Annotated in this window: 23 protein-coding genes; all 23 read right to left on the bottom strand. The window is 46.7% G+C overall.

Going from position 1 to position 20,552, the window contains the following annotated elements; genetic code table 11:
* Positions 1-49 precede the first annotated feature (49 nt).
* The 23 genes from DESPCE1_RS0114695 to DESPCE1_RS0114805 all read right to left on the bottom strand — a co-directional run bounded on the left by DESPCE1_RS0114695 (position 50) and on the right by DESPCE1_RS0114805 (position 20,541).
* Entirely contained in the window at positions 50-1,003 is a 954-nt protein-coding gene (locus DESPCE1_RS0114695) for a peptidase (protein ID WP_014794721.1), read from the bottom strand.
* Positions 981-1,427 carry a transcription antitermination factor NusB gene (gene nusB / locus DESPCE1_RS0114700; protein ID WP_014794722.1) on the bottom strand — a complete coding sequence of 149 codons (447 nt, stop codon included), beginning with the start codon at positions 1,425-1,427 and terminating at the stop codon, positions 981-983. Before nusB ends, DESPCE1_RS0114695 begins: the two co-directional genes overlap by 23 nt.
* Positions 1,428-1,509: 82 nt before the next feature.
* A complete protein-coding gene (amaP, locus tag DESPCE1_RS0114705; RefSeq protein WP_014794723.1) occupies positions 1,510-2,034 on the bottom strand; it encodes an alkaline shock response membrane anchor protein AmaP in 525 nt (174 codons plus the stop codon).
* A gap of 62 nt (positions 2,035-2,096) precedes the next feature.
* A complete protein-coding gene (locus DESPCE1_RS0114710) occupies positions 2,097-2,495 on the bottom strand; it encodes an Asp23/Gls24 family envelope stress response protein (RefSeq protein WP_014794724.1) in 399 nt (132 codons plus the stop codon).
* 90 nt (positions 2,496-2,585) lie between these two features.
* Positions 2,586-3,932, bottom strand: a complete 1,347-nt coding sequence (gene accC, locus DESPCE1_RS0114715) for an acetyl-CoA carboxylase biotin carboxylase subunit (RefSeq protein ID WP_014794725.1) — start codon at positions 3,930-3,932, stop codon at positions 2,586-2,588.
* A 16-nt stretch (positions 3,933-3,948) separates the two neighbouring features.
* Entirely contained in the window at positions 3,949-5,820 is a 1,872-nt protein-coding gene (gene accB, locus DESPCE1_RS0114720; protein WP_014794726.1) for an acetyl-CoA carboxylase biotin carboxyl carrier protein, read from the bottom strand.
* A 233-nt stretch (positions 5,821-6,053) separates the two neighbouring features.
* Positions 6,054-6,623: a SpoIIIAH-like family protein gene (locus tag DESPCE1_RS0114725; RefSeq protein ID WP_014794727.1), complete on the bottom strand. Its 570-nt coding sequence runs from the start codon at positions 6,621-6,623 to the stop codon at positions 6,054-6,056.
* Positions 6,620-7,180: a stage III sporulation protein AH gene (locus DESPCE1_RS0114730; protein WP_014794728.1), complete on the bottom strand. Its 561-nt coding sequence runs from the start codon at positions 7,178-7,180 to the stop codon at positions 6,620-6,622. The genes DESPCE1_RS0114725 and DESPCE1_RS0114730 overlap by 4 nt, the downstream gene beginning before the upstream one ends.
* 851 nt (positions 7,181-8,031) lie before the next feature.
* Complete coding sequence (spoIIIAF, locus tag DESPCE1_RS0114735; protein WP_014794729.1) at positions 8,032-8,622, bottom strand: stage III sporulation protein AF; 591 nt, start codon at positions 8,620-8,622, stop codon at positions 8,032-8,034.
* 13 nt (positions 8,623-8,635) lie between these two features.
* The gene (gene spoIIIAE, locus DESPCE1_RS0114740; RefSeq protein WP_014794730.1) at positions 8,636-9,805 is read right to left on the bottom strand and encodes a stage III sporulation protein AE; all 1,170 of its coding nucleotides are present in this window, start codon (positions 9,803-9,805) and stop codon (positions 8,636-8,638) included.
* A 9-nt stretch (positions 9,806-9,814) separates the two neighbouring features.
* A complete protein-coding gene (gene spoIIIAD, locus DESPCE1_RS0114745; protein ID WP_014794731.1) occupies positions 9,815-10,201 on the bottom strand; it encodes a stage III sporulation protein AD in 387 nt (128 codons plus the stop codon).
* A gap of 12 nt (positions 10,202-10,213) precedes the next feature.
* The gene (spoIIIAC, locus tag DESPCE1_RS0114750) at positions 10,214-10,411 is read right to left on the bottom strand and encodes a stage III sporulation protein AC (RefSeq protein WP_014794732.1); all 198 of its coding nucleotides are present in this window, start codon (positions 10,409-10,411) and stop codon (positions 10,214-10,216) included.
* 18 nt (positions 10,412-10,429) lie between these two features.
* Positions 10,430-10,939 carry a stage III sporulation protein AB gene (locus DESPCE1_RS0114755; RefSeq protein WP_014794733.1) on the bottom strand — a complete coding sequence of 170 codons (510 nt, stop codon included), beginning with the start codon at positions 10,937-10,939 and terminating at the stop codon, positions 10,430-10,432.
* Positions 10,936-12,015, bottom strand: a complete 1,080-nt coding sequence (gene spoIIIAA, locus DESPCE1_RS0114760) for a stage III sporulation protein AA (protein WP_014794734.1) — start codon at positions 12,013-12,015, stop codon at positions 10,936-10,938. The genes DESPCE1_RS0114755 and spoIIIAA overlap by 4 nt, the downstream gene beginning before the upstream one ends.
* Before the next feature lie 221 nt (positions 12,016-12,236).
* Positions 12,237-13,895 (bottom strand): ribonuclease J, encoded by a 1,659-nt coding sequence (locus DESPCE1_RS0114765; RefSeq protein WP_014794735.1) that lies wholly within the window; start codon positions 13,893-13,895, stop codon positions 12,237-12,239.
* Between the two features lie 92 nt (positions 13,896-13,987).
* The gene (gene efp / locus DESPCE1_RS0114770; RefSeq protein WP_019850902.1) at positions 13,988-14,545 is read right to left on the bottom strand and encodes an elongation factor P; all 558 of its coding nucleotides are present in this window, start codon (positions 14,543-14,545) and stop codon (positions 13,988-13,990) included.
* 137 nt (positions 14,546-14,682) lie between these two features.
* Complete coding sequence (gene aroQ / locus DESPCE1_RS0114775) at positions 14,683-15,120, bottom strand: type II 3-dehydroquinate dehydratase (protein ID WP_019850903.1); 438 nt, start codon at positions 15,118-15,120, stop codon at positions 14,683-14,685.
* A gap of 266 nt (positions 15,121-15,386) precedes the next feature.
* Positions 15,387-15,959, bottom strand: a complete 573-nt coding sequence (locus tag DESPCE1_RS0114780) for a LysM domain-containing protein (protein ID WP_028305586.1) — start codon at positions 15,957-15,959, stop codon at positions 15,387-15,389.
* A 21-nt stretch (positions 15,960-15,980) separates the two neighbouring features.
* Complete coding sequence (locus DESPCE1_RS0114785; protein WP_014794739.1) at positions 15,981-16,484, bottom strand: hypothetical protein; 504 nt, start codon at positions 16,482-16,484, stop codon at positions 15,981-15,983.
* Positions 16,477-17,937: a PilN domain-containing protein gene (locus DESPCE1_RS0114790; protein ID WP_019850905.1), complete on the bottom strand. Its 1,461-nt coding sequence runs from the start codon at positions 17,935-17,937 to the stop codon at positions 16,477-16,479. The genes DESPCE1_RS0114785 and DESPCE1_RS0114790 overlap by 8 nt, the downstream gene beginning before the upstream one ends.
* Before the next feature lie 25 nt (positions 17,938-17,962).
* Positions 17,963-18,724: an A24 family peptidase gene (locus tag DESPCE1_RS0114795; protein WP_019850906.1), complete on the bottom strand. Its 762-nt coding sequence runs from the start codon at positions 18,722-18,724 to the stop codon at positions 17,963-17,965.
* A gap of 68 nt (positions 18,725-18,792) precedes the next feature.
* A complete protein-coding gene (locus DESPCE1_RS0114800; RefSeq protein ID WP_014794742.1) occupies positions 18,793-19,281 on the bottom strand; it encodes a type II secretion system protein in 489 nt (162 codons plus the stop codon).
* A gap of 33 nt (positions 19,282-19,314) precedes the next feature.
* Entirely contained in the window at positions 19,315-20,541 is a 1,227-nt protein-coding gene (locus DESPCE1_RS0114805) for a type II secretion system F family protein (RefSeq protein WP_019850908.1), read from the bottom strand.
* Positions 20,542-20,552: the final 11 nt, after the last annotated feature.

A 20,552-nucleotide genomic window follows, 5' to 3' on the forward strand; every position in this document is an offset into this window, starting at 1 on the left:
AAAGATAACAACTTTCTAACTATTCGATATGGTCTGTCATATTTCCTGCCTATATTATACGTCCCCTGACTTTTTCCAAGGTAAGTATTGCCACACCAATCGCGTTATCCCGGCTCCAATCGGGTTGTGCCCAGTGAAGGTTGGCATGTTTAACAAGTTTCTTTTCCAGTTCTTTGCGGATGAATTGATTGGAAGCTACACCACCCACAATGAGAATTTCTGCTAATGCTGTCTTTTCCATTCCTGCCCGCAGTAGTTTTCCTAAGGTTCGAACGATACACCCTTCCACGGCTCGAGCCACATCGGCGGGATTTTTGCCCTGATCGATTAACCTTTGCGCAGCGGTTTCCACTCCGGAAAAACTCACTTCAAATCCCCTGACAGCCGAAGGAAGCCATGCCGCTGCCTCTGGATCGGCCTTGCGGGCCAACTCCTCCAAGTCTTTGCCCGCTGGAAAGGGCAGACCTAAACGGACTCCCACCCGATCAACGAATTGACCGGCATGGAGATCCGTTGTCCCTCCTAAAAGCCGTATATCGAGTTTTCCCGGCTGAACATGATGAACTTCCAATAGCTCAGTGGTTCCCCCTGAAATATGAACGGCCAGAAAATGAGATTCTTTCAGCTTGCTGGAGGCAATTCCTGCCGCCAAGTGGCCTTCCTGATGACTGGTTTCAACCAAGGGGATACAGCGGGCAGAAGCCATAGCCGATGCCACACCATATCCGGGAAGAAAAACCGGCATATAGGACTCTCTGAGAGGACGAGGTGCAGTGCTTACTCCCAGAGCACTGATTTTCTCCCAGTATTCCGACGGCACCGAGGTCACCAGTTGAGGCAAATTCTGAACATGCTGAAAAAGGGCTGCCGATTGAGCGAGCCCTCTTTCACCTTTGGGAACGGTCAAAACCTTCCTATTTTCATAGACCAGCTCAGCCCGCTCATCCACAATCGCTAATGAAGTGGTATATGCACTTGTATCAATTCCGAGGTAGAGTGTCATTCCCTTTTTCATCCCTTTTGTTGACGCTTTCTACGACCTTATCCAATATCCCATTGATGAATTTGCCGGATTCTTCACTACCATAGCGTTTAGCAATCTCTATGGCTTCATTAATGGTCACCCGGCCGGGAATATCTTCCCGAAAGAGAATTTCATAACTGGCAAGACGTAAAAGATTCCGATCCACATTGGCCATGCGTGATAATGACCAGCCTTCGGATAATTTCTCCAGGTTCTCATCGATCACTTCTTTATGGGTCCATGTTCCTTCCACCAGTTCCTCCGCAAAAGGAATGCTTCCTTCCGGAACAGCAAATTCCTCCGCCCATTTGTGAATTGTGGGCTTCAGATCTTGGTTTTCCCCGGTCATGTCCAGCTGGAATAAAACTTGCAATGCGGTCTCCCGAGCTAATCTGCGGCTCATAGGTTCCTCCTAGAATTATTAATTTAGGTCACGGATTTATGTCATAGATCACTATATTATGTATTACTCTCCGTTCAAAAGCTTACCTGACTCGCGGGGAACGATTGGGCTGAACAGGATCCAAACGGCGCACCAACACTTTCACCTCAGCAACTTTAATTCCGGTGAAACGTTCTACATCCTCTTTGATTTGAGTCTGCAGTTGCTCTGACACCTCTGTAATCACCGTTTCAGGATTAAATTGGCAGTCCAGAAGAATTTCCAGTCCATCTTCCCTCTGCTTAATCAAAGGCTTGACCAGACGCACCCCATTTTTACTCTGAGCACTGCGCACAATTAGATCCCCAATGGCATCCACAGTAACCCGCACTTCACCTAACTGGGAAACTGTGCGGAAGGTATGGTCTATGCTTTTTCGGGGTTTTATGAAGGGCAATATTCCCAGAACTATAATAAAGATGGCTATGATTAAGCTTTCCCAAGTATTGGCTCTTAACCAGTTTAATCCATCCAATATAAGTTCATAAGGAAGTCTCCACCCAGTACCTATGGCTAAAATATATCCCCCTATGACTACCAATAAGGCACCAACACTATACCCTATCAAATCGGTCACCACCTTATATTTGTTTACCCCCCCTGGTCACCAGGGGGGGTAAATCCATTCGCTTATTTTAACCGAGCAAGTTCTTCATCTTTAATCTCTGGAACAGGGCGGAAATTAACTCCCTGGACATGGACATTGGTTTCTACTACTAATAGACCGGTCATACCTTCAATAGCCTCTTTCACGGCTTCTTGAACCTTTAAAGACACCTCAGGTATAGACACACCATATTCCACAACGAGATAAAGATTGACAGCAGCTTCCTGTTCTCCAACTTCAACCTTAACGCCCTTGGAGAGGTTCTTGCCGCGACCAAGCATCTGGGCGATATCTCCCACAAGACCACCGCTCATGCCGGCTACACCTTCCACTTGAGAAGCAGCCAGACCGGCAATGATTTCTACCACTTCATCTGCAATCTTTATCGTTCCCAGTGTATTTTCTATATCTGGTTTTTCCATATTTTCACCTCATATCCACTTAATAAATCCATAAGTATCTTTTGTCATTATAACAAAAGAATACCATGCTGGCAAAGGTGAATGTACTATCTATTCTCCTAAAATCCGCCTTTGTATAAAGTTTGTGTACACTTCTCCCCGACGGAAAAAAGCATTGTCCAGCACTTTGAGATGGAAGGGAATAGTGGTGTGAACTCCTTCGATATAAAACTCTTCCAAAGCACGCTTCATTCTTTGGATGGCTTCTTCCCGATCAGCACCCCAAACGATCAGCTTTCCTATCATGGAGTCATAATAAGGTGGGATGGTATAGCCCTGATAAGCAGCACTGTCCACCCGAACTCCCGGGCCGCCCGGAGGATGATAGAATTCGATGGTCCCCGGTGAGGGCATAAAGTTCTTTTCTGAGTTTTCTGCATTGATCCGGCATTCCATAGCCCAGCCGCGAATTTGAACATCTTCTTGTTTAATTCCTAAAGGCTCACCGGCTGCAACGCGGATCTGCGCTTTCAACAGATCAATCCCGGTTATAAGCTCCGTCACCGGATGCTCGACTTGAATTCGTGTGTTCATCTCAATGAAGTAGTAATTTCCGTGCTTATCCAGAAGGAATTCGATGGTCCCGGCACTGGAATAATTGGCAGCTTTGGCAGCCTTTACTGCCGCTTCTCCCATGGCTTGACGCAGCTCGGGAGTAAGGGCACTGGAAGGAGCTTCCTCCAGTAATTTTTGATTCCGCCTTTGCAGGGAGCAGTCTCGTTCTCCGAGATGAATCACATTGCCATGTTTGTCCGCCAGAATTTGAAACTCGATATGACGAGGTTCCTCCACATACTTCTCTAAGTAAATCTCCGAATTGCCAAAGGCTGCCTGAGCTTCACTTTGAGCAGCTTGAATGGATTTGGCCAGTTCTTTGGGGTTCTGGGCAATGCGCATCCCTTTACCTCCGCCTCCCGCCGAGGCTTTGATCATGACAGGATACCCAATCTCCTTGGCCAAAACCGAGGCGGATTCCACATCGGTAAGCACCTCTTTGGAACCGGGAACCACCGGGACCCCGGCTTCGATCATGGTCTTACGGGCAGTCGCTTTATCGCCCATGGTTTCAATCGCTTTCGGCGAAGGACCGATAAAGGTGATACCGCAGGATTCACAAATCTCGGCAAATCGTGCATTCTCCGATAAGAACCCATAACCGGGATGAATAGCATCCACATCGGTTAACTCAGCAGCGCTGATGATATTGGGGATATTCAAATAACTCCTGGCTGAAGGGTGGGGACCGATGCATAGTGCCTGGTCAGCTTCCCGGACATGCAAAGCATCCCGATCAGCCTCGGAAAAGACGGCCACGGTCTCAATATCCATTTCCCGGCACGCCCTTATGATCCGTAAGGCAATCTCTCCCCGATTCGCTATCAATATCTTTTTAAACATGCTGCCTATCTCCTCATTATTCAACTGCAAACAAAGGCTGACCGAATTCCACCGGTTGACCGTTTTCCACCAAAATCTCTACGATTCGTCCACTGATTTCCGCCTCTATCTCATTCATGAGTTTCATGGCTTCAATAATACATACCGTCTGGGACTCTTTAACCATCTGTCCCAGCTCAACAAAGGATGGAGCATCTGGAGCCGGCGAACGATAGAAGGTTCCCACCATAGGCGCTTTGATGTATTGTAGGTTTTTCTTAGGAGCTTCAGCAGGGTTTTGAATTTCTGGGGAAGCTTTAACCACCGGTGCACCGACCACTGTCGATGCAGGCTGGAGGCTGACTTCCGTGGCCGTTCCTCCCATTACAGGCAGTGCCATGGCCGGTACGGCCGTACTGCCCTTTTTGATGGCGACTTTTACTCCTTGGCTTTCAAGGTTCAACTCTGTGATATCGGTGTCTCCGATAAGTTTTATGAGCTCTTTGATTTCTTTTAAATCCATTTTGGAATCCTCCTTCGAAACTGGGACCGACGGGCTTTTAGCAGCGACCGTGACTCCCTTCTCTCTCTCAATAAAGAACTTTTTAGCCACCTGTGGAAACAGGGCATAACTCAAGACATCCTCCCGGGATAAGGCAAACTCTTTGCTTTCCTGTTCTGCCTTTTTAAGACCAGGTTCTAATTTATCCGCAGGACGAATAGTGAGGACTTCTTCATCTCCGATAATCAGCTTCTGGATCTCGGGATCCACGGGTGCGGGAGGTCTGCCATAAAGCCCACGGACATAGGCCTTAACCTCGGCAGGCACTAATTTATATCTTGCCCCGCTCAACACATTCAATACAGCTTGAGTCCCCACGATTTGGCTGGTTGGCGTTACCAAGGGTGGATAACCCAATTCTGCCCTAACACTGGGTATCTCGTCAAGCACTTCATTGATGCGATTAAGGGCTTTTTGCTCTTCCAGTTGGGATACGAGGTTGGAGATCATTCCTCCGGGTACTTGGTGTTCAAAGACACGCATATCCGAAATGCGAGTGATTCCCCGTTCAAAGCCTCTGCTCTTGCGGAGATCCTCAAAATAATTGGCAATGGTAAAGAGCTGAGGAATGTTCATCTCCGGAGCGAATTCAAATTCTTGAAGCGCCCGTACCACAAGCTCTACGGGTGGTTGACTTGCACCGAAGGCTAAGGGAACACTGGCTGTATCGATAACATCCACACCCGCTTCGGCAGCCTTGAGATAGGCAATGGTTCCCATACCGCCGATATAATGGGTATGTAACTGAACCATGACCCCTAGTTCCTCTTTGAGCAATCTGACGAGTTTATGCCCACGCTGTGGGGTCAGCAGACCAGCCATATCCTTAATGCAAATGGAGTCCGCTCCTAAATCCACAAGGGCTTTAGCTGTTTCCAGGTAATGCTCCAAAGTATGCACAGGACTGATGGTATAGACCACGGAAGCTTGAACATGGGCTCCGGCTGCTTTGGCCGCTTCCATGGGAACAATCATATTGCGAACATCATTTAAAGCATCGAAAATTCGAATAATATCAATTCCATTTTTTACACTCAGTTGAACAAATTCCCGAACCACATCATCAGGATAATGCTGATACCCCACTAAAGATTGCCCTCTTAACAGCATCTGCAATGGGGTTTTCTTGACATGCTGTTTTATTGTTCTTAATCTTTCCCAGGGATCTTCCCCAAGAAAACGCAGGCACACATCAAAAGTCGCTCCGCCCCAGACCTCAAGGGAATGATATCCCACTTGATCCAATTCTGCTAGAATAGGGAGCATATCTTCTGTCTTCATCCGGGTAGCCCAAAGGCTTTGATGAGCATCACGCAGTGTCGTATCCGTAATTTTTACCGGTTTCATCCAGCATAACCCCTCTCTCTAATACCCTGTATCACTTTTCTCTTTCTAAATTTGGTTTATGTTTTATTATATGAAACTGGTAAATCTTTTTCAACGAAACATCGTCAAGTATACAATATCACGCCAAAGTATACAGTATATACTTCGAGATCGGATCTATGCGCAAATCGAAAAGATTCTGTACTTTATATTTTGATAATCCCATGGCTGCCATGCACAGAATCTTTTTGATGTTAATAACGGTAAGATATTCGGATTTGATCTTTGGAAGTATTGGTAACACGAAGAACAATGTCGCGAATGAGCTTGATTTCTGCTGCTTCCAGATTGGGAGCATAGACAATAACTGCAACTTCATTATTCCCAAAATCAGCGATGGCATCCTTAATTCCACTGATTTTAAGGAGATTCTCTATCTCTTCTTCCTTTTGAATCTTGTGACTCAGCTGTAGCCATTTTCCTTGGGCTTCCTCCCTTGTTTTTACAACACTGGAATCTAAAAGGGGAGCCAGCATATTCTTGGCCTCTTGCCGGGAAGCTTCCCGCTGCAGCCGATAATTGACAAAATAATCCCCTCCTTGAGGCAAAGGCTTGACCACCTCCGAGGAAAAATAAATGCTCCGGCTTTCCGGCTGTGCCTGGACCGGTACACTTTCTTGAGTGGGACGGCTAAAGGTTTCATTGCCGTGAACCAGATGCCAAATAGTGTACAGCAGCAGAAACGCTACCATGACAACTCCCACCAGCAGCCATTTTTGTCCTTTGCTTAAATCACCCCAACGTTTCAGAGTCATGATTTTCATAGTACCCCTCCCATGGGCTGAACATTGATCTTATCGGAAGGAATATTTAATAAAGTTCGTACGGCGTTATGGATATTTTCCCGGACATTCGGATCGCTGGCCCCCTCGGCAATGATCAGAACTCCTGCAACATTAGGCCGTTCTTCCATGACAATCACCGGTTGGCTGGCACCGTTGGGCATCACCAGCTGATTGTTTTCGGTGACCTCTGTGGACTCCCGTGTCCCGCCACTTTTATCGGACTCTTTCGTCGTTTTCTTGGTCACACTGCCATTGGTAGCATAATCGGAACGAAGACTGGAGGATAAGGTTACGGATACTTGAACACTTCCAACCCCTGACATCTGCTGAAGGTTCTGTACCAACTTCTTCTCCATTTCTTTTTCCAAAGTGCTGATTCGGGTAACTTCAACGGGATCCCGGGTCTCCACGGCCTGATTCATGGGCACCACCGGCGCACTGCCCCCACCTTTGCTATAGAGCAGCATACATACCGCAGCTACTACGAGCACAGCGGGAATTAGGATTTTGGGCTGGATATCTTTAAAAAGATTCATGAGTTATTCCTCCCTTACTTTCTAATCTTTTCTGTTTTTATCATTGATCGTGCTGTCAGCAGCATGGGCAACGACTGCGAAAAAAAGTTGCAAGCCGGTTGGCTGGAAGCGGATTCTCCAGAAACAGGGGTCCCGGGGCGGGGATCTTCAGGATTTTGCTTTACGCCGTTCACTCCATAAGCTATGCGGAGCAATCTAATCGCTCAAGACCTCCACTCCGTCGGTACCTGCGCCGTTAAGTCATTCTCTGTGGTGTGGCGGCTTGGGCGAAACCCTCGTCCGGGTTTCGGTCCGGCCAAATCGCTCCTCGAAAGCACTGCTTTCGCACTTGTTCTCAATGGCCGGTTGGAAACGTCCTGTTTCCAACCCGACTCCGCTGCAGTCTTTCGCAAAGATTGCTTACCTGCTCGCTTAAATCCGTTCACTTCTGTAAAGCAAAATCCTTGGGCTGCCTTTCGGGTCTGAGCGGTGTGATATAGGTACGCTACCTGACCCGGATAACACTTCTCATCTTTTGCTGGTGCTGCAGCAGCAGCATGGGAGTCTACCCAGAAAATAGATCTGAAAAAGGCTCATAAAATATGCTCTAAAGAAGTGCTAAAAGAGACCTACAAGCGTAGCTTTACGCACAAGGGCGAACGGCTTTAGCGGAGGGGTGGTCGGGTCAACAAGGCTTTCTTAACTTGGACGAGCCACCGGTTCACATCAGGTATTACCCAGAGGTTTGGCTTGACTGTTAAGAAAGCGGGTTGACCAGCCCCGGAGCTATAGAGTGAGCGTTGTGCGCAAAGCTACACGACCCAAGCAGCTTTTTCACCCACTGCCGGCACTGCCGCAGGCAGTATGAAAATCTACCCTTCCGTTATAATGATCTGTTCCCTGGGCATCTGCATAAAGACAGCTACTTTATCCCGGATTTCCAGAGCTGCTGCCGACAATACCGGCTCCTTATCCGACTTGGGCTCATCCATGCTGATCACAATGTCTTCAATAGGTTGGATTCCCTGTTCCTCGGGATCCAAATGAATCATAATCCGGTTGATGCGAGGTATATCTGTCAATCCTCTTGAGCCTTCAGCCAAATCCACGTTCACCTGAAGCTCCTTAACTCCCTCAATTCCGACGCTTAAGGCTTTAATCTGGTTGACGACGATGGCTTTGTACTGCTCTTGCACTGCATTGGTACCGATGGTCTCGCCCTCTTCCCCAGAGGCAAGAACCGCCAACTCCTGGGCGGAGCTTTCGGTCCAAGCCGGTATTGTGCTCTCCATGGTCATTCCCAATAATGAAGTAATGGGAGTAAGGATCGCCGAAATGACAAACAATCCCATAACCAGTTTGACGAAGCCCTTCATGGACTTATTAGGGAGCAGCATCTCCAGAAAGCTTGCCAAAAGCAAGATGATAGCTAAATTGCGAACAAGAGTTTGTAAACTCTCCAAAAACCTCACCCCCCTACCGCAGCATTACGGTTAAATTGCCGGACCCCACCACCACGGTAATGGCCATAAAGAACATGATCGCTACAGAGGCTACGGATGCAAAAATAAAGATCAAACTCTTGGACATTTCTTGAAGGGTATCCGCTAATTCCTTTTGTCCAAGAGGTTCAATCAAAGCCGAGGAGATTTTAAAAACCAGAATCATGGCGACCAGCTTAACCACCGGACCTAAACAAATTAAAGCCAGGGCGATAATGGCTACGATCCCTAAAGCATTTTTTAACAAGAGTCCTGAAGTAACCACCAATTCCACTGCATCTTTAAAGAATTTACCCACCACAGGGATCAGGTCTGCGGAGTATTTTGCTGTACGCAGAACCACTCCATCAGCCACTCCTCCCGTAACCCCTTGAACCGCCATGACTCCAATGAAGACGGTTAGGATAATACCTAAGCTTAATTTTCCGGTAAACTCCAGGAGGCCGGCTAGTCTGCTGAGTTTGAATTCGTTGGAAATATGATTAAAGAGTTTCAGTACTGCAGCCAAAAAGAACAAGGGTAAGGCTACAGTTTTGATTAAGGTAGCCAAAAAGGTCAAGCTGCCTAATACTATAGGCTTGAATAAGGCGGCAGTGGTCAAATTTCCCATAGCCACCAGCATGGTCATCATGACCGGGAGGAGGGTCTGCATGAACCCTGTCATGGTTTGAATGGAATCAGAGGCCACTTTTATGGCTATTTGGAAGGTGGCCAGGGCAATCCCCATCAGCACTAAATAGGCAAGAATCTGAGCCATTTTTCCCACTTCACCGCTAAATGCCGATTGAAGTTGTTGAAGAACAGCGGTCAATACAGCCAGAATTAAGAGCTTTCCGATTAAGGGAGCACTCTCAAGAATCTCTTTTCCTAATAAAGCGAGCAGTGTTCTGCCAATCTCCACAGGGTGAAGATTAATATTACCTTGGCGCAGGTCATCAAAGAGTTTAGCTAAGGAAAAATTGGGCAAAGACTCCTGAACATCCCGATCAATCTGCTCCAGAAATCCCCGAACTTCTGTCAGATCCACTTGAACGGCAAGGTCTGCCGAAGGTTCAGTGATTTCTCCTTCAGCATAAACCAAGGAGGGAGTTGTCCCATTTCCTATGAAAAAAAAGAAAAGAAAGATTAGAATTACTCGCTGCATTTTTTCACCTCACGGCACAAGTCGCATAACGGACTCCAGTATCGCTACGATAATAGGAATCGCCAGAACTAAGACCCCCACTTTGGCGGCGATCTCTATTTTAGTTGCAAGGGCTTTTTCTCCCGCATCCCTACAGATATCAGCACCAAATTCCGCCAGATAGGCGACCCCAACAATTTTTAAGACAATAATCAAGTAGTAAGAGCTAATATTGGCCTGATCCGCAAGATTCTGCAGTAAATCGATGACGATCTTGATTTTGTCCAGAATCAGGGTAAAGATAATGACTCCGGTCAATATTGTCAATTGAAGGGCAATTTCTTTGCGTAATTCTTTTAAAACCACCCCGATAATGGCTACCACTAAGGCAATTCCTACAATCTGCCATATCTCCACATTCAGACCTCCCTAATAGATCTGAAATACACTGCGTACAAGGTTAAAAAGGTCAGCCACAGCCTGAACTACAATATAGAGAACGACCACAACCCCTGCCAAAACGGTAAGCTGTGCAATATCTTTGCGGTTGGCCTGCTCCAGAACCATGACGAGAACTCCCACCAGAAGCCCGATTCCCGCTATTTTCATCACCATGTAAAAATCCATATTCTCCACCTCATCTGCCTAAATTAAGAAGAGAACTACAGCGGCTCCCCCCAAAAATCCGAGATAGGACCACATCTTGGCTTGTTTCTCAGACCATTGGGCTGCATGTTCTTTAACAAGAGAAACTTGTTGTTTGACCAACTCTATTTGCTTATGCTGTTCTTGACGATCAGAGCGTCCCAGGCCTTTACCTGCGTCTTTTATCACCTGCCAATCCTCAGTCTTTAAGCAAAAATTCTTCTTTTGGTGTTCAATAGTAGCATTCCAGGCATCATAGGCCCCTTCTCCTTTATGCAGCCGTTCAGCTAATTCTGCAAAAAACCCGGACCATGCTCCGTCCGTCCTGTCCTTTAAAATTGAAAAAGCCTCCGGCAAGGGAGTATTCCCCCAAAAGATTTCCGTATCAAGAAGGGTTAGAGCCGTCAGGAACTCCCTCAATTCCACCGGCCTTTTGCGGATGCGGGCGGCACTATAGAGCCCTAAACTTCCGCAACCCATAATCATTAAAAAAGCACCCACCCAAATCAAAGATCATTCCCCCTTACCATCCCTAAATGGCTCTTATGCATTTGCTCCAAAATGATAATCTCTTCCACGGTTCCGGGCCCTTGGCGGCGACTGAGTACAACCACCCGTTCAAAAACCCCGAGCTCGAACAAAGACCTTAGGGTGGGACGTTTCAATGCCTCGTCCATATTGGATGCATGGGCGGTACTTAAAATTTTTACCCCCGTTCTCAAAGCATCCAAGACAGCCTCCACATCTTCAGGATGCCCTAGCTCATCCACGGCCACCACCTGAGGAGCCATGGAGCGGATGAGCATGTTGATGCCCATGCGTTTGGGACAGCCATCCAGAATATCGGTACGGCACCCTAAGTTATAAGCAGGAATCCCCTGCCACATACCGGCCAGTTCTCTCCGTTCATCTACCACCCCTACAGTCTGCCCCGGCAGGTTTAGTCCAGGACTGCCATCGCTGAGTCTTCGGATTAAATCTCTCAGCAGGGTGGTCTTCCCTCCTCGTGGAGGTGAAAGAATTAAAGTATGATGCAAAGCCCCTTCTTTCGTTAAAAGCTTTGGTAAAATAAGCTCTGCCCTGCCTTCAACGGCCTTGGCCAAGCGGATATTCAAAGCTGAAATATGCTTCAGAGTCTGTACTTCCCCGTTCTTCATGATAGCTTCACCCGTGATCCCAACCCGATGCCCCCCAGGCAGAGTGATAAACCCCTGTTTCATTTCCTCCTCGGCAGCATATAGGGAGCTTTGAGTCATGCGTTCCAAGGCTTGCAAAACATCTTCCCGCTGAACCCGATACCCTTTTTCTGCTGCAACAACTCTACCCTGTCCATCAATGAACAGTTCTTTATGATGACCCCGGATCAAAAGGGGCCGATTGACGCGCAAGCGGATTTCTTCCATATCTTTGAAAGCCATAGCATGAATCTGCATGAAAATATGAGCGAGATTGTTTCCGAACCAACGTCCAAAATCCTCCAGGGACTTTTTTTCTTCCTCTTTCTCCTGATTTACAGAAAAAGTTATCGATTTGGATTTGAGTTCAGGATTGGGTTTCGCGGAATGTAAGGTATAACGCAGCGACACGGTGTTGTCCCCCTTTGTTAAAAAGGTATGTCTGTACCTAAAGTTTTAGACATGCTTTTCGTACTCCCCGCCAAAAAACTTGTCCATGGGCAGTCACCTTTTTCAGGAAAAAAAAGAGACCCGATTGCCTATCCAGGCTCATCGAGTCTCTTTGCTGTCACAACAAGCACCTTGGTCCGGAGGACCACTTTATCAGTTCCCTTGGTTCCCAGCCATAGCTCCTAAAACTGGAGGAGCACAGGTAGGATCATGGGCCTTCTGCGGGTTTTATCCCAAAGGTATTGACTTAAGGATTCATGGATGGACCCTCGGAGAACTCCCCATTCCCAGCGCTCTTTGCTGATCTGAGCTTCGATACTGGCCGCGACAACCTTCTTTGCCCCCTCCACCAGTTCCTCTGCCTCCTTCATAAAAGTAAAGCCGCGGGAGATAATATCCGGTCCTGACACCAATGTGGTAGGAGATCCTTTACTAAGTGCCGCCACTACCACTACCACTCCATCCTGGGAGAGCTGCTGACGATCCCTGAGGACGATCTGCCCCACATCACCAATCCCCAATCCATCCACAAAAACGCTGCCGGATTCCACCCGTTCGGCACATTCCATCTTATCCGTATCCAGAAGAACACGAGTTCCAATCTGAGTTATGGCAATCTTTTGATCATCATAACCCATAAGATTGCCAATCTTGCGGAAGGCCACCTGATGTCTTACTTCACCATGGTGAGGAATTAAAAATCTCGGCCGGGTTAAGCGAATGATGAGCTTAATCTCCTCTTGATTGGCGTGTCCGGAGACATGAACCAGTCCCATATCCTTCGTAATGACCTCTGCTCCTATCTGGAACAGATGATTGATCGTTCTTCCAATGAGTTTTTCATTCCCTGGAACAGGTGTGGCTGAGATAACTACAGTGTCCCCTGCCGAAACATTCACCTGACGGTGACTTCCGGTAGCCATCCGTGTCAAAGCCGCCAAGGGTTCTCCCTGGCTGCCCGTGGTTAGGATAAGTAAACGGGATGGTGATATCTCATTCACTGAACCGGGATCAATCAGCATATCCGGATCAGGAAAGTGGAGATACCCTAGTTCCTTGGCAGTGGCCACTACCGCTTCCATACTCCGGCCTACCACGCATACCTTCCGCTTAAGTATGGCCGCTGCCTCAAGTGCTTGTTGTATACGATGAACATTGGAGGCAAAGGTAGCCATAATTATTTTTCCTTCAGCCCTGGAGAAAGCATCCCTCAAAGTTTTCCCCACAACCTTCTCTGAAATGGTGGAGCCGCTGCGCTCTGCATTGGTAGAATCACAGAGCAGCGCTAAAACTCCTTCCTGACCCCAGGCTGCCAACCTTCCTAAATCCATCTCCTGACCATCAATGGGAGTATAATCCACTTTAAAATCCCCGGTGTATACCACTCGTCCTATGGGAGTCAGAATTCCATATCCTACGGCATCCGGTACACTATGGGTTACCCTAAAGGCTTCGACCTCGAAGTCCCTCATCTTAACAGGCTCCCCTGGATTAATGATCCTCAGTAAATTTTCCGGGTATCCGCCACGTTCTCTTAGCTTAGCCCGAACCAAACCCATGGTGAGCTTAGTGCCGTAAACGGGGGCTTCTAATTTAGGCAGAATAAAGGGCAGACCGCCAATATGATCTTCGTGGCCATGGGTAATGAAGATACCTTGAATTTTGCTCTTCCGTTTCTCTAAATAAGTAATATCCGGTATAACAAGATCGATTCCTAAAAGTTCATCGTCGGGAAATTTAACCCCACCGTCAATGACAATAATGGAATCTCCAAATTCAAATACCAAGAGATTTTTGCCGATTTCACCGGTTCCCCCTAAAGGGATAATACTTAACTTCATACAATAAAAACCCCCTCTGGTACACCTTTTCTAACAAAAGGGTTCCCTAAAGGAGGTATTATGATTCGAGAATCTATGAAGATATGCTATCCTTAAGCCCGTTGGACATAGTTTCCTGTGCGGGTATCGATGATCAATTTTTCTCCTTCGTTGACAAAGAAAGGAACCTGAACCACTGCACCAGTCTCCATAGTTGCCGGTTTGGAGCCGCCTGTAGCTGTATCGCCGCGAACACCGGGTTCAGTATGAGCAACCTCAAGAATTACGGTGTTAGGAAGGTCGACGCCAATGACAGTGCCGTTGAAGAAAAGGATACCTAAGTTCATATTCTCTTTAAGATATTTTACTCCATCACCGATTTGAGCCTCAGTCAAAGAGGTTTGCTCATAGGTCTCATTATCCATAGCAACGAAATGCTCGCCATCTTTATAGAGATATTGCATTTCGCGACGCTCCACATGAGCCTTCGGCACTTTTTCACCTGCATTGAACTTCCGCTCGATAATACCGCCGGTTTTTACATTCTTCAATTTAGTTCTTACAAAAGCCGCACCTTTACCTGGCTTAACGTGCTGGAACTCAATAATTGTATACACATCATTGTCCACTTCGATTGTTAGACCCGTCTTAAATTCATTGGATGAAATCATAATTATCCTCCTAAATATTCATTTTTATTGTTGTTTAGCTTATCCCAATCGAACCAAATTTACTTCTTAATTGTCCTCACAGAGGATAAGTCGGCTAAGCTTGTGAACAAGCAAGCTTCCTATATAATGAACTTTCTTTAATTCTGTGTCAAGACCTCCAGGGCATAATCCAAGGCCAAACTATAGCTTTTTCCACCCAAGCCGGAAATTTGTCCACGGCAGACAGGAGCAATGACCGAGGTCTTTCGGAATTCTTCCCGGGCATGGATATTGGATAAATGAACCTCGATAGCCGGCACCTGAACGCTGGTTATGGCATCCCGTACAGCGTAGCTGTAATGGGTCCATGCTCCAGGATTAATAATCAGAAAGTCATCCGGTCCCATACTATGAATCCACTGAATTAACTCCCCTTCGAAGTTGGTCTGCTCCACCTGTATAGGAATTCCTGCAGTTTGAGCCTTATGTATAAGTTCCTTGTTAATTTCTTCGAGAGTCTGAACCCCGTATTTATCCGGCTCACGTCGTCCCAACAAATTCAAATTAGGGCCATGAAGCACCCAAATCTTTCCCATAGTATTCACTTCCTTAATACACGCCGTACACCCCAGAATTTTATCATAATTTTCTTCTTTCCACCAGTGTCCACGACAAAAAAACGTAGAGATTGACCCTCAGAACATCCGAAAAGGAAGGTTTTTTCCCTTTCAGAATACCACAGAGGTCTCTCCCTACGGTTAGGTGTAAGATCATTTTCTAAAAACGAATATTAGCATACGCCCAAAAAGTCATGATATTCTATTCTTTGCCATATCAAGGGATTCCATCGGTCGTCAAATGACTAAAAAATAGGCCGATCCTGCCGCACATCGGAGTAAAGCTCCCTGACTTGAGAAAGTTCCGGCGCTCCGCTATTATTCTGCTGAGCATTCTCTTGATTACCTTGGGTTGTACCGCTATTCTGGGTTTCAGTGCGGGGCCGATCGCTCATTAAGCGGGGAGAATGAATGAGATTGACATTACTTAGCATAATCTGTACTTCACAGGGACCATTATCACCATAAGGCTGAATCTTACGTATTTCGGTTCTCGGTACTGTAAGATGAACTTCATGAGGAATTCTACTTTCCCCTATCCGTTTGATTCTGAACTTTACTCCCTCGACTTCCATCTCCACTTCGTCAAGATGATCTCCCGAATACTCCATTCCCTGATGTGGTGTAATAACAGCATAGTGCTCATTCCCTCTGGGATTCGCCAATCGGGGAAGATAAACCTTCTGGCCAATTTGCAGATAATCCGGGTTCATCCCCGGATTGGCTAATTGCCACTCCTCACAGGTTCCCCCCCATCTTTGGGCAAGCCGGTAAAAGGTATCTCCCGGTTGAATCAGATAGTCTTCCACTGGGTCCACCCCCTCTTACCCATCTTATGGTTAAGAGAGATTGTCAGGTTCAAGGAAAAAGAGCTTAAGGAGAATTTCTCCCCCATTCTCTTCTAAAACTACTTCTTCCACATGAATACCACCCCGGGGCATGGTTTCAATATGGGTTAATCCTCTCTCTATCTCTGCCCACGAGCCTTGCACCCGTAAACGAATTAATGCGAAGCGGAGAATAGATGGATTAACCTCTCCTTCAAGAATCCCTTCAAGATGATAAGAAAAGACCGTTAGCTTTTCATCCGTGAAACCCTTAACACATTCATCCATGATCACAAGCAAATCATCCATCAGCAATGGATCTGAAGCAGCCTCTTTTGCCGAAGTCTGAAGGATAAGCCCTTCTATATGGCTTATCTCTTTGCGAAGAGCCCCAACCTCTTGTCGGCGAAGAACCAATATCCCACCAATCAGGCAGAGCACAATCACCAGGGTTAACAGGACGATATGGCTGAGCTTTGGGAGGTGTTTCCTCATGATCTCTTTCTTTTTAATCATATCCCTCCGCCTTCAAAACGAATTGAATCAGCATTCCCTCCCTAATTGAATCCCCTGCTGTTTGATATTTTGCCAATTGGACCTTCCCCCATCCTAATGCTTGAAGTTGCTGAAACATCCTTTGAACCTCCAGGGATTCTGTGGCAAGGCCTTGTATTGACAAAGTCCGCCCTTTAATCTCAATCCGTTCAAGGTGAATCCCCTTAGGTGCATTGGCTGTTAACTCCTTTATCCCCTGACCCACAGCGGTGGGGTTCCCCGCAATCTTATCCCAGGTCTGCTTTTGGGCAGTTTGCTTCTCATTCTCCCAAGCCTGGCTGGTGTTTATTTCACTGAGCCGTTGAGCCTCTACCTGCAAGCTATCAAGGGTCTGCCGGGTGGATACAAGCATTCCCGAACCGCTTATACTCACAAGCAACATGACCCCTGCGGCAATCCACTTTATCTGTTGTTCCTTTTTCCTTAGATTTTCGGTTCTATGGAAATTATTCAGCGCCCATTTCTCCTCCTCAAGGGCCAGCCCTAATACGGTTAAGTACTTTTCCGGGTCATAAGAATGAAAGGCATCGAAAGATTTCGCTCCCCAAAAAGCATAGAAAGCTTCATCCACCCCTTGCAAGGCGGGTACTTTTCCTCCGACGCCCTTTAGGTATTCCCCTATTCTTTTTCCTGTTTTTTCGGCCTCCCTGTTCTGGCCCCAGAGGATTCTATTCAACTCCACTTGGTCATGAAGTGATGAAAGATAGAGCAGCATCCGATAAATCTCATGATTCCATTCTTTCTCGCCGAAGGATTGAAGGGCGAAGGGAAGGCTGCGAACGATCTCAGGTATCCTTCCTTTATAGAAGATATATTGAATCTGCCCCTCATCTTCCCGGAGAAACAGAGTATTCCCATCTGAGCCAAACCCCAATGCCTTTCCCCAAGCCAGCTGAGAAAAGCATACCCTGTTAATCTCAAAGCCTGCTTTCCTAAAGCAAAGAATGACCGGAGATAAAACCGAATCCCTTATCCCTGATAAAATCACCTTCAATCCCTGGGATGACTCCTTTTGCTCTTCAAGGGAGTAATCGTAAACCAATTCTTCTTGAGGAATAGGGATTTCTTCCTCCGCCAGATAGTGAAGAAGTCCGGCACGGTTTCCTTTTTTCACCCAAGGCAAATGATACTCACGAATGAATTGGTTCTGGAGAGGTAACCCAATACAAATCTTTGGGCTACGATAGAATTTGAAATCCGCCTTTCGTTGCTCAAGGTATCCTTGTAAAATCGCCAGGAAGGTGTCTGGATGGAGAATCTTGCCCTGCTTTATTAACCCTCTGGGAAGAGGGGTAATCTCGAACTGAGTAGGTAGAAAAGACCACTTGTCCTTCCCTTTTTGGGTATACCAAAGCCAACGCAGTTCGTGATCGGTTAGTTCAACACAGACTCGACCTTGATCTGCAAACATCATGCATCAAATCCTCCAAAAACCAATATCAAAACAGAGAATTATAAAAAGAAAGGATATCTTGTCCCCAAAAGAACACAATCCAAGCCCCCAATACCAAATAAGGTCCAAAAGGAATCGGATCCCTGTAACTTCTTTTTTTGAAGGATAGGATCAAAAGTCCACCTATGGACCCTGTAAAGCTAGCAATGAAAATAGCTATTAAAGCTTCCGGAAACCCCAAAAATGCGCCCAGTCCGGCAATAAGCTTTATATCCCCCAAGCCCATCCCTTCAGGATAGATCCGAGTGATCATCCAAAATACTCCACCTACCCCCAGAGCTGTAGCCAGACTTTCCCACCCCGATGGACCCTGGGGCAGAAAAAAGCCTGCCATAATGCCGACGCCCAGTAAAGGAAGAGTGAAAACATCCGGCAGACTGTAGGTATCCCAATCAATAGCAGCGAGAACTAAAAGCACAGATAGAAAATAGAAATTGATCCCCAACTGGAGAAATGAGCCACTTTTGTTTAGCCAAGCAGCATAAAAATACAAACATCCATTGAGGACCTCAATTAAGGGATAACGCCATGAAATCTTCTCCTGACATTGAGCACATCGTCCCTTTAAGATGAGAAAGCTTAGAACCGGAACCAGTTCCCAAGGGCGAAGATTATGACCACATGCGGCACAATGAGAACCGGGGAAAACAATAGACTTTCCTTGAGGAACACGATAAATCACCACATTTAAAAAGCTCCCGATGATCACCCCCACTATTCCGGATAATATACTGAATTCAACTCCCACTCGCTTCGTCCTTTCTATTATGGAAATAATGATGTATCACTGAAGGTTAGTTCAATGAGCTCGCTGGCTTAATTAGCTGAGCTCCAAAGTACCTTGGTTAAGTTTGCGTCATAGACTCGTACTTCCGCAGCCGATCCATCGGCAGTGAGATAGAGCATAATAAGATGGGTCTGGCTACCCTCAGGTATGGACCCATCGGCAGCCAAGGTTCCGATGCCAAAGCCCTTTTTCCCTTCAGACACTTCTTGCTGTGTAGTGTGCACACCCAACTTGGCGATATATTTAGGGATAAGTACAGGTATAGAAATATTCCCTCCATCTTGGGTTACTTCGGCGGATTTTGGATATCTCCCATTCTCCACTTGATAACGATCTAAAGCAGACTTCACTTGATGACCTGTAGCAATATCTGAGTTCTTCCGTGCTGTTTCTGAACTTGCACTTACCCTGGGAATGATGATTGCAGACAGTATGGCTATGATAAAGACCACCATTAATATTTCAATTAAGGTAAAGCCCTCCTGTCCTTTGCCTCTTTTTCTCTGCCCAAAGTGCATCATATCCTACTCTCCCTTTATCAAAACTCCTCCCTATTGAAGGTGCGTCCCCAAATCAAAGATAGGCAATAGTACACCGACAGCCACCAGGCCGATGACTCCCGCTAAAACCATGACGAGCAGCGGTCCCACCAGGTGGGGCACTTTATTCATCTGCTCTTCAAGCTCCATCCGAAACAATCGACTTAGGTGATGCAGCATTGTACTCAATTGACCCGATTCCTCTCCTACCTCAAGCATCTGTGCCGCATCCCCAGGAAAATCGGATCGATTGACCAGAACAGCAGCCAGCCCCTTCCCCGTCCGTGCCCCTTCCTCAAGGTCTCCGACCACTCTTTTCATAGAAGAGGTGAGTACTGCCCCTTGGGTCAGCTTTAAGGCCTCCAGAAGTGGAATTCCTGCCTCCAGTAATGTCCCCAGCACCTGAGAAAATTGCAGATAATCATTAAGCTTATATATTCTTCCAAAGAGAGGTACCTTACTCAGTGCATCCCATAGTTTCTCTCTCCAATCATCCGGCCGACGAAAGCGCAGAACGAGAAAATAAATAATTCCCACGATTAACACCCCCAGGACCAAAAACGGCAAACCATGGGAGACCTGAAATATGACTTGAGTCAGAATTGATAATTCAGCATCCATATCTAGGAAGATCTGTTCATATACAGGTAAAACCAAGCGGTTTAGAACATAAATCAACCCTAATGTCAGCACAAGCAAGAATAGAGGATAAGCCAGGGCGCCTTTGAGTCTGTGACGATAAGTATGCTCCTCAAAAAGGTCTCTGGAAAGATTATCGAGAATCTCCGGCAATCTGCCAGCACGTTCACCGGCCTGAACCATGGCCCGGATATAAGGTGTAGGAGGGGGTATCAGGAAGTCAAGGGCTTCTGATAATTCCACACCCGCTTCCAGTTGTTCTTTCGCCCCACTCCAGGCTGAGGGTGTTATCCGCAGTCCCTTACTCCGCTTTTCCAAAATATTAATAGCTTTGAGCAAAGGCAGACCAGCCCCTGAAAGAAGGGATAGGTGCTGAGTGATACCTGCCCAGATCCTTAGTTGATCACTTTTCTTATTCAGGAATTCAAGGTATGAGAGGATATCGAAAAGCCTGCGGCGGCGGGGGCTGATGGATAAAGGGTAATATCCTTTGGCAAATAAACGGCTTCTGACTTCTCTCCCCTGCCGGACTTCCCAAATCCCTTCGAGTATATTCCCCTCTTGATCCAAAGCCCTCCATGCAAAGGTACGACATCTCATAAACCATCCCT

The organism is Desulfitobacterium sp. PCE1, from assembly GCF_000384015.1.
Taxonomy (GTDB): domain Bacteria; phylum Bacillota; class Desulfitobacteriia; order Desulfitobacteriales; family Desulfitobacteriaceae; genus Desulfitobacterium; species Desulfitobacterium dehalogenans.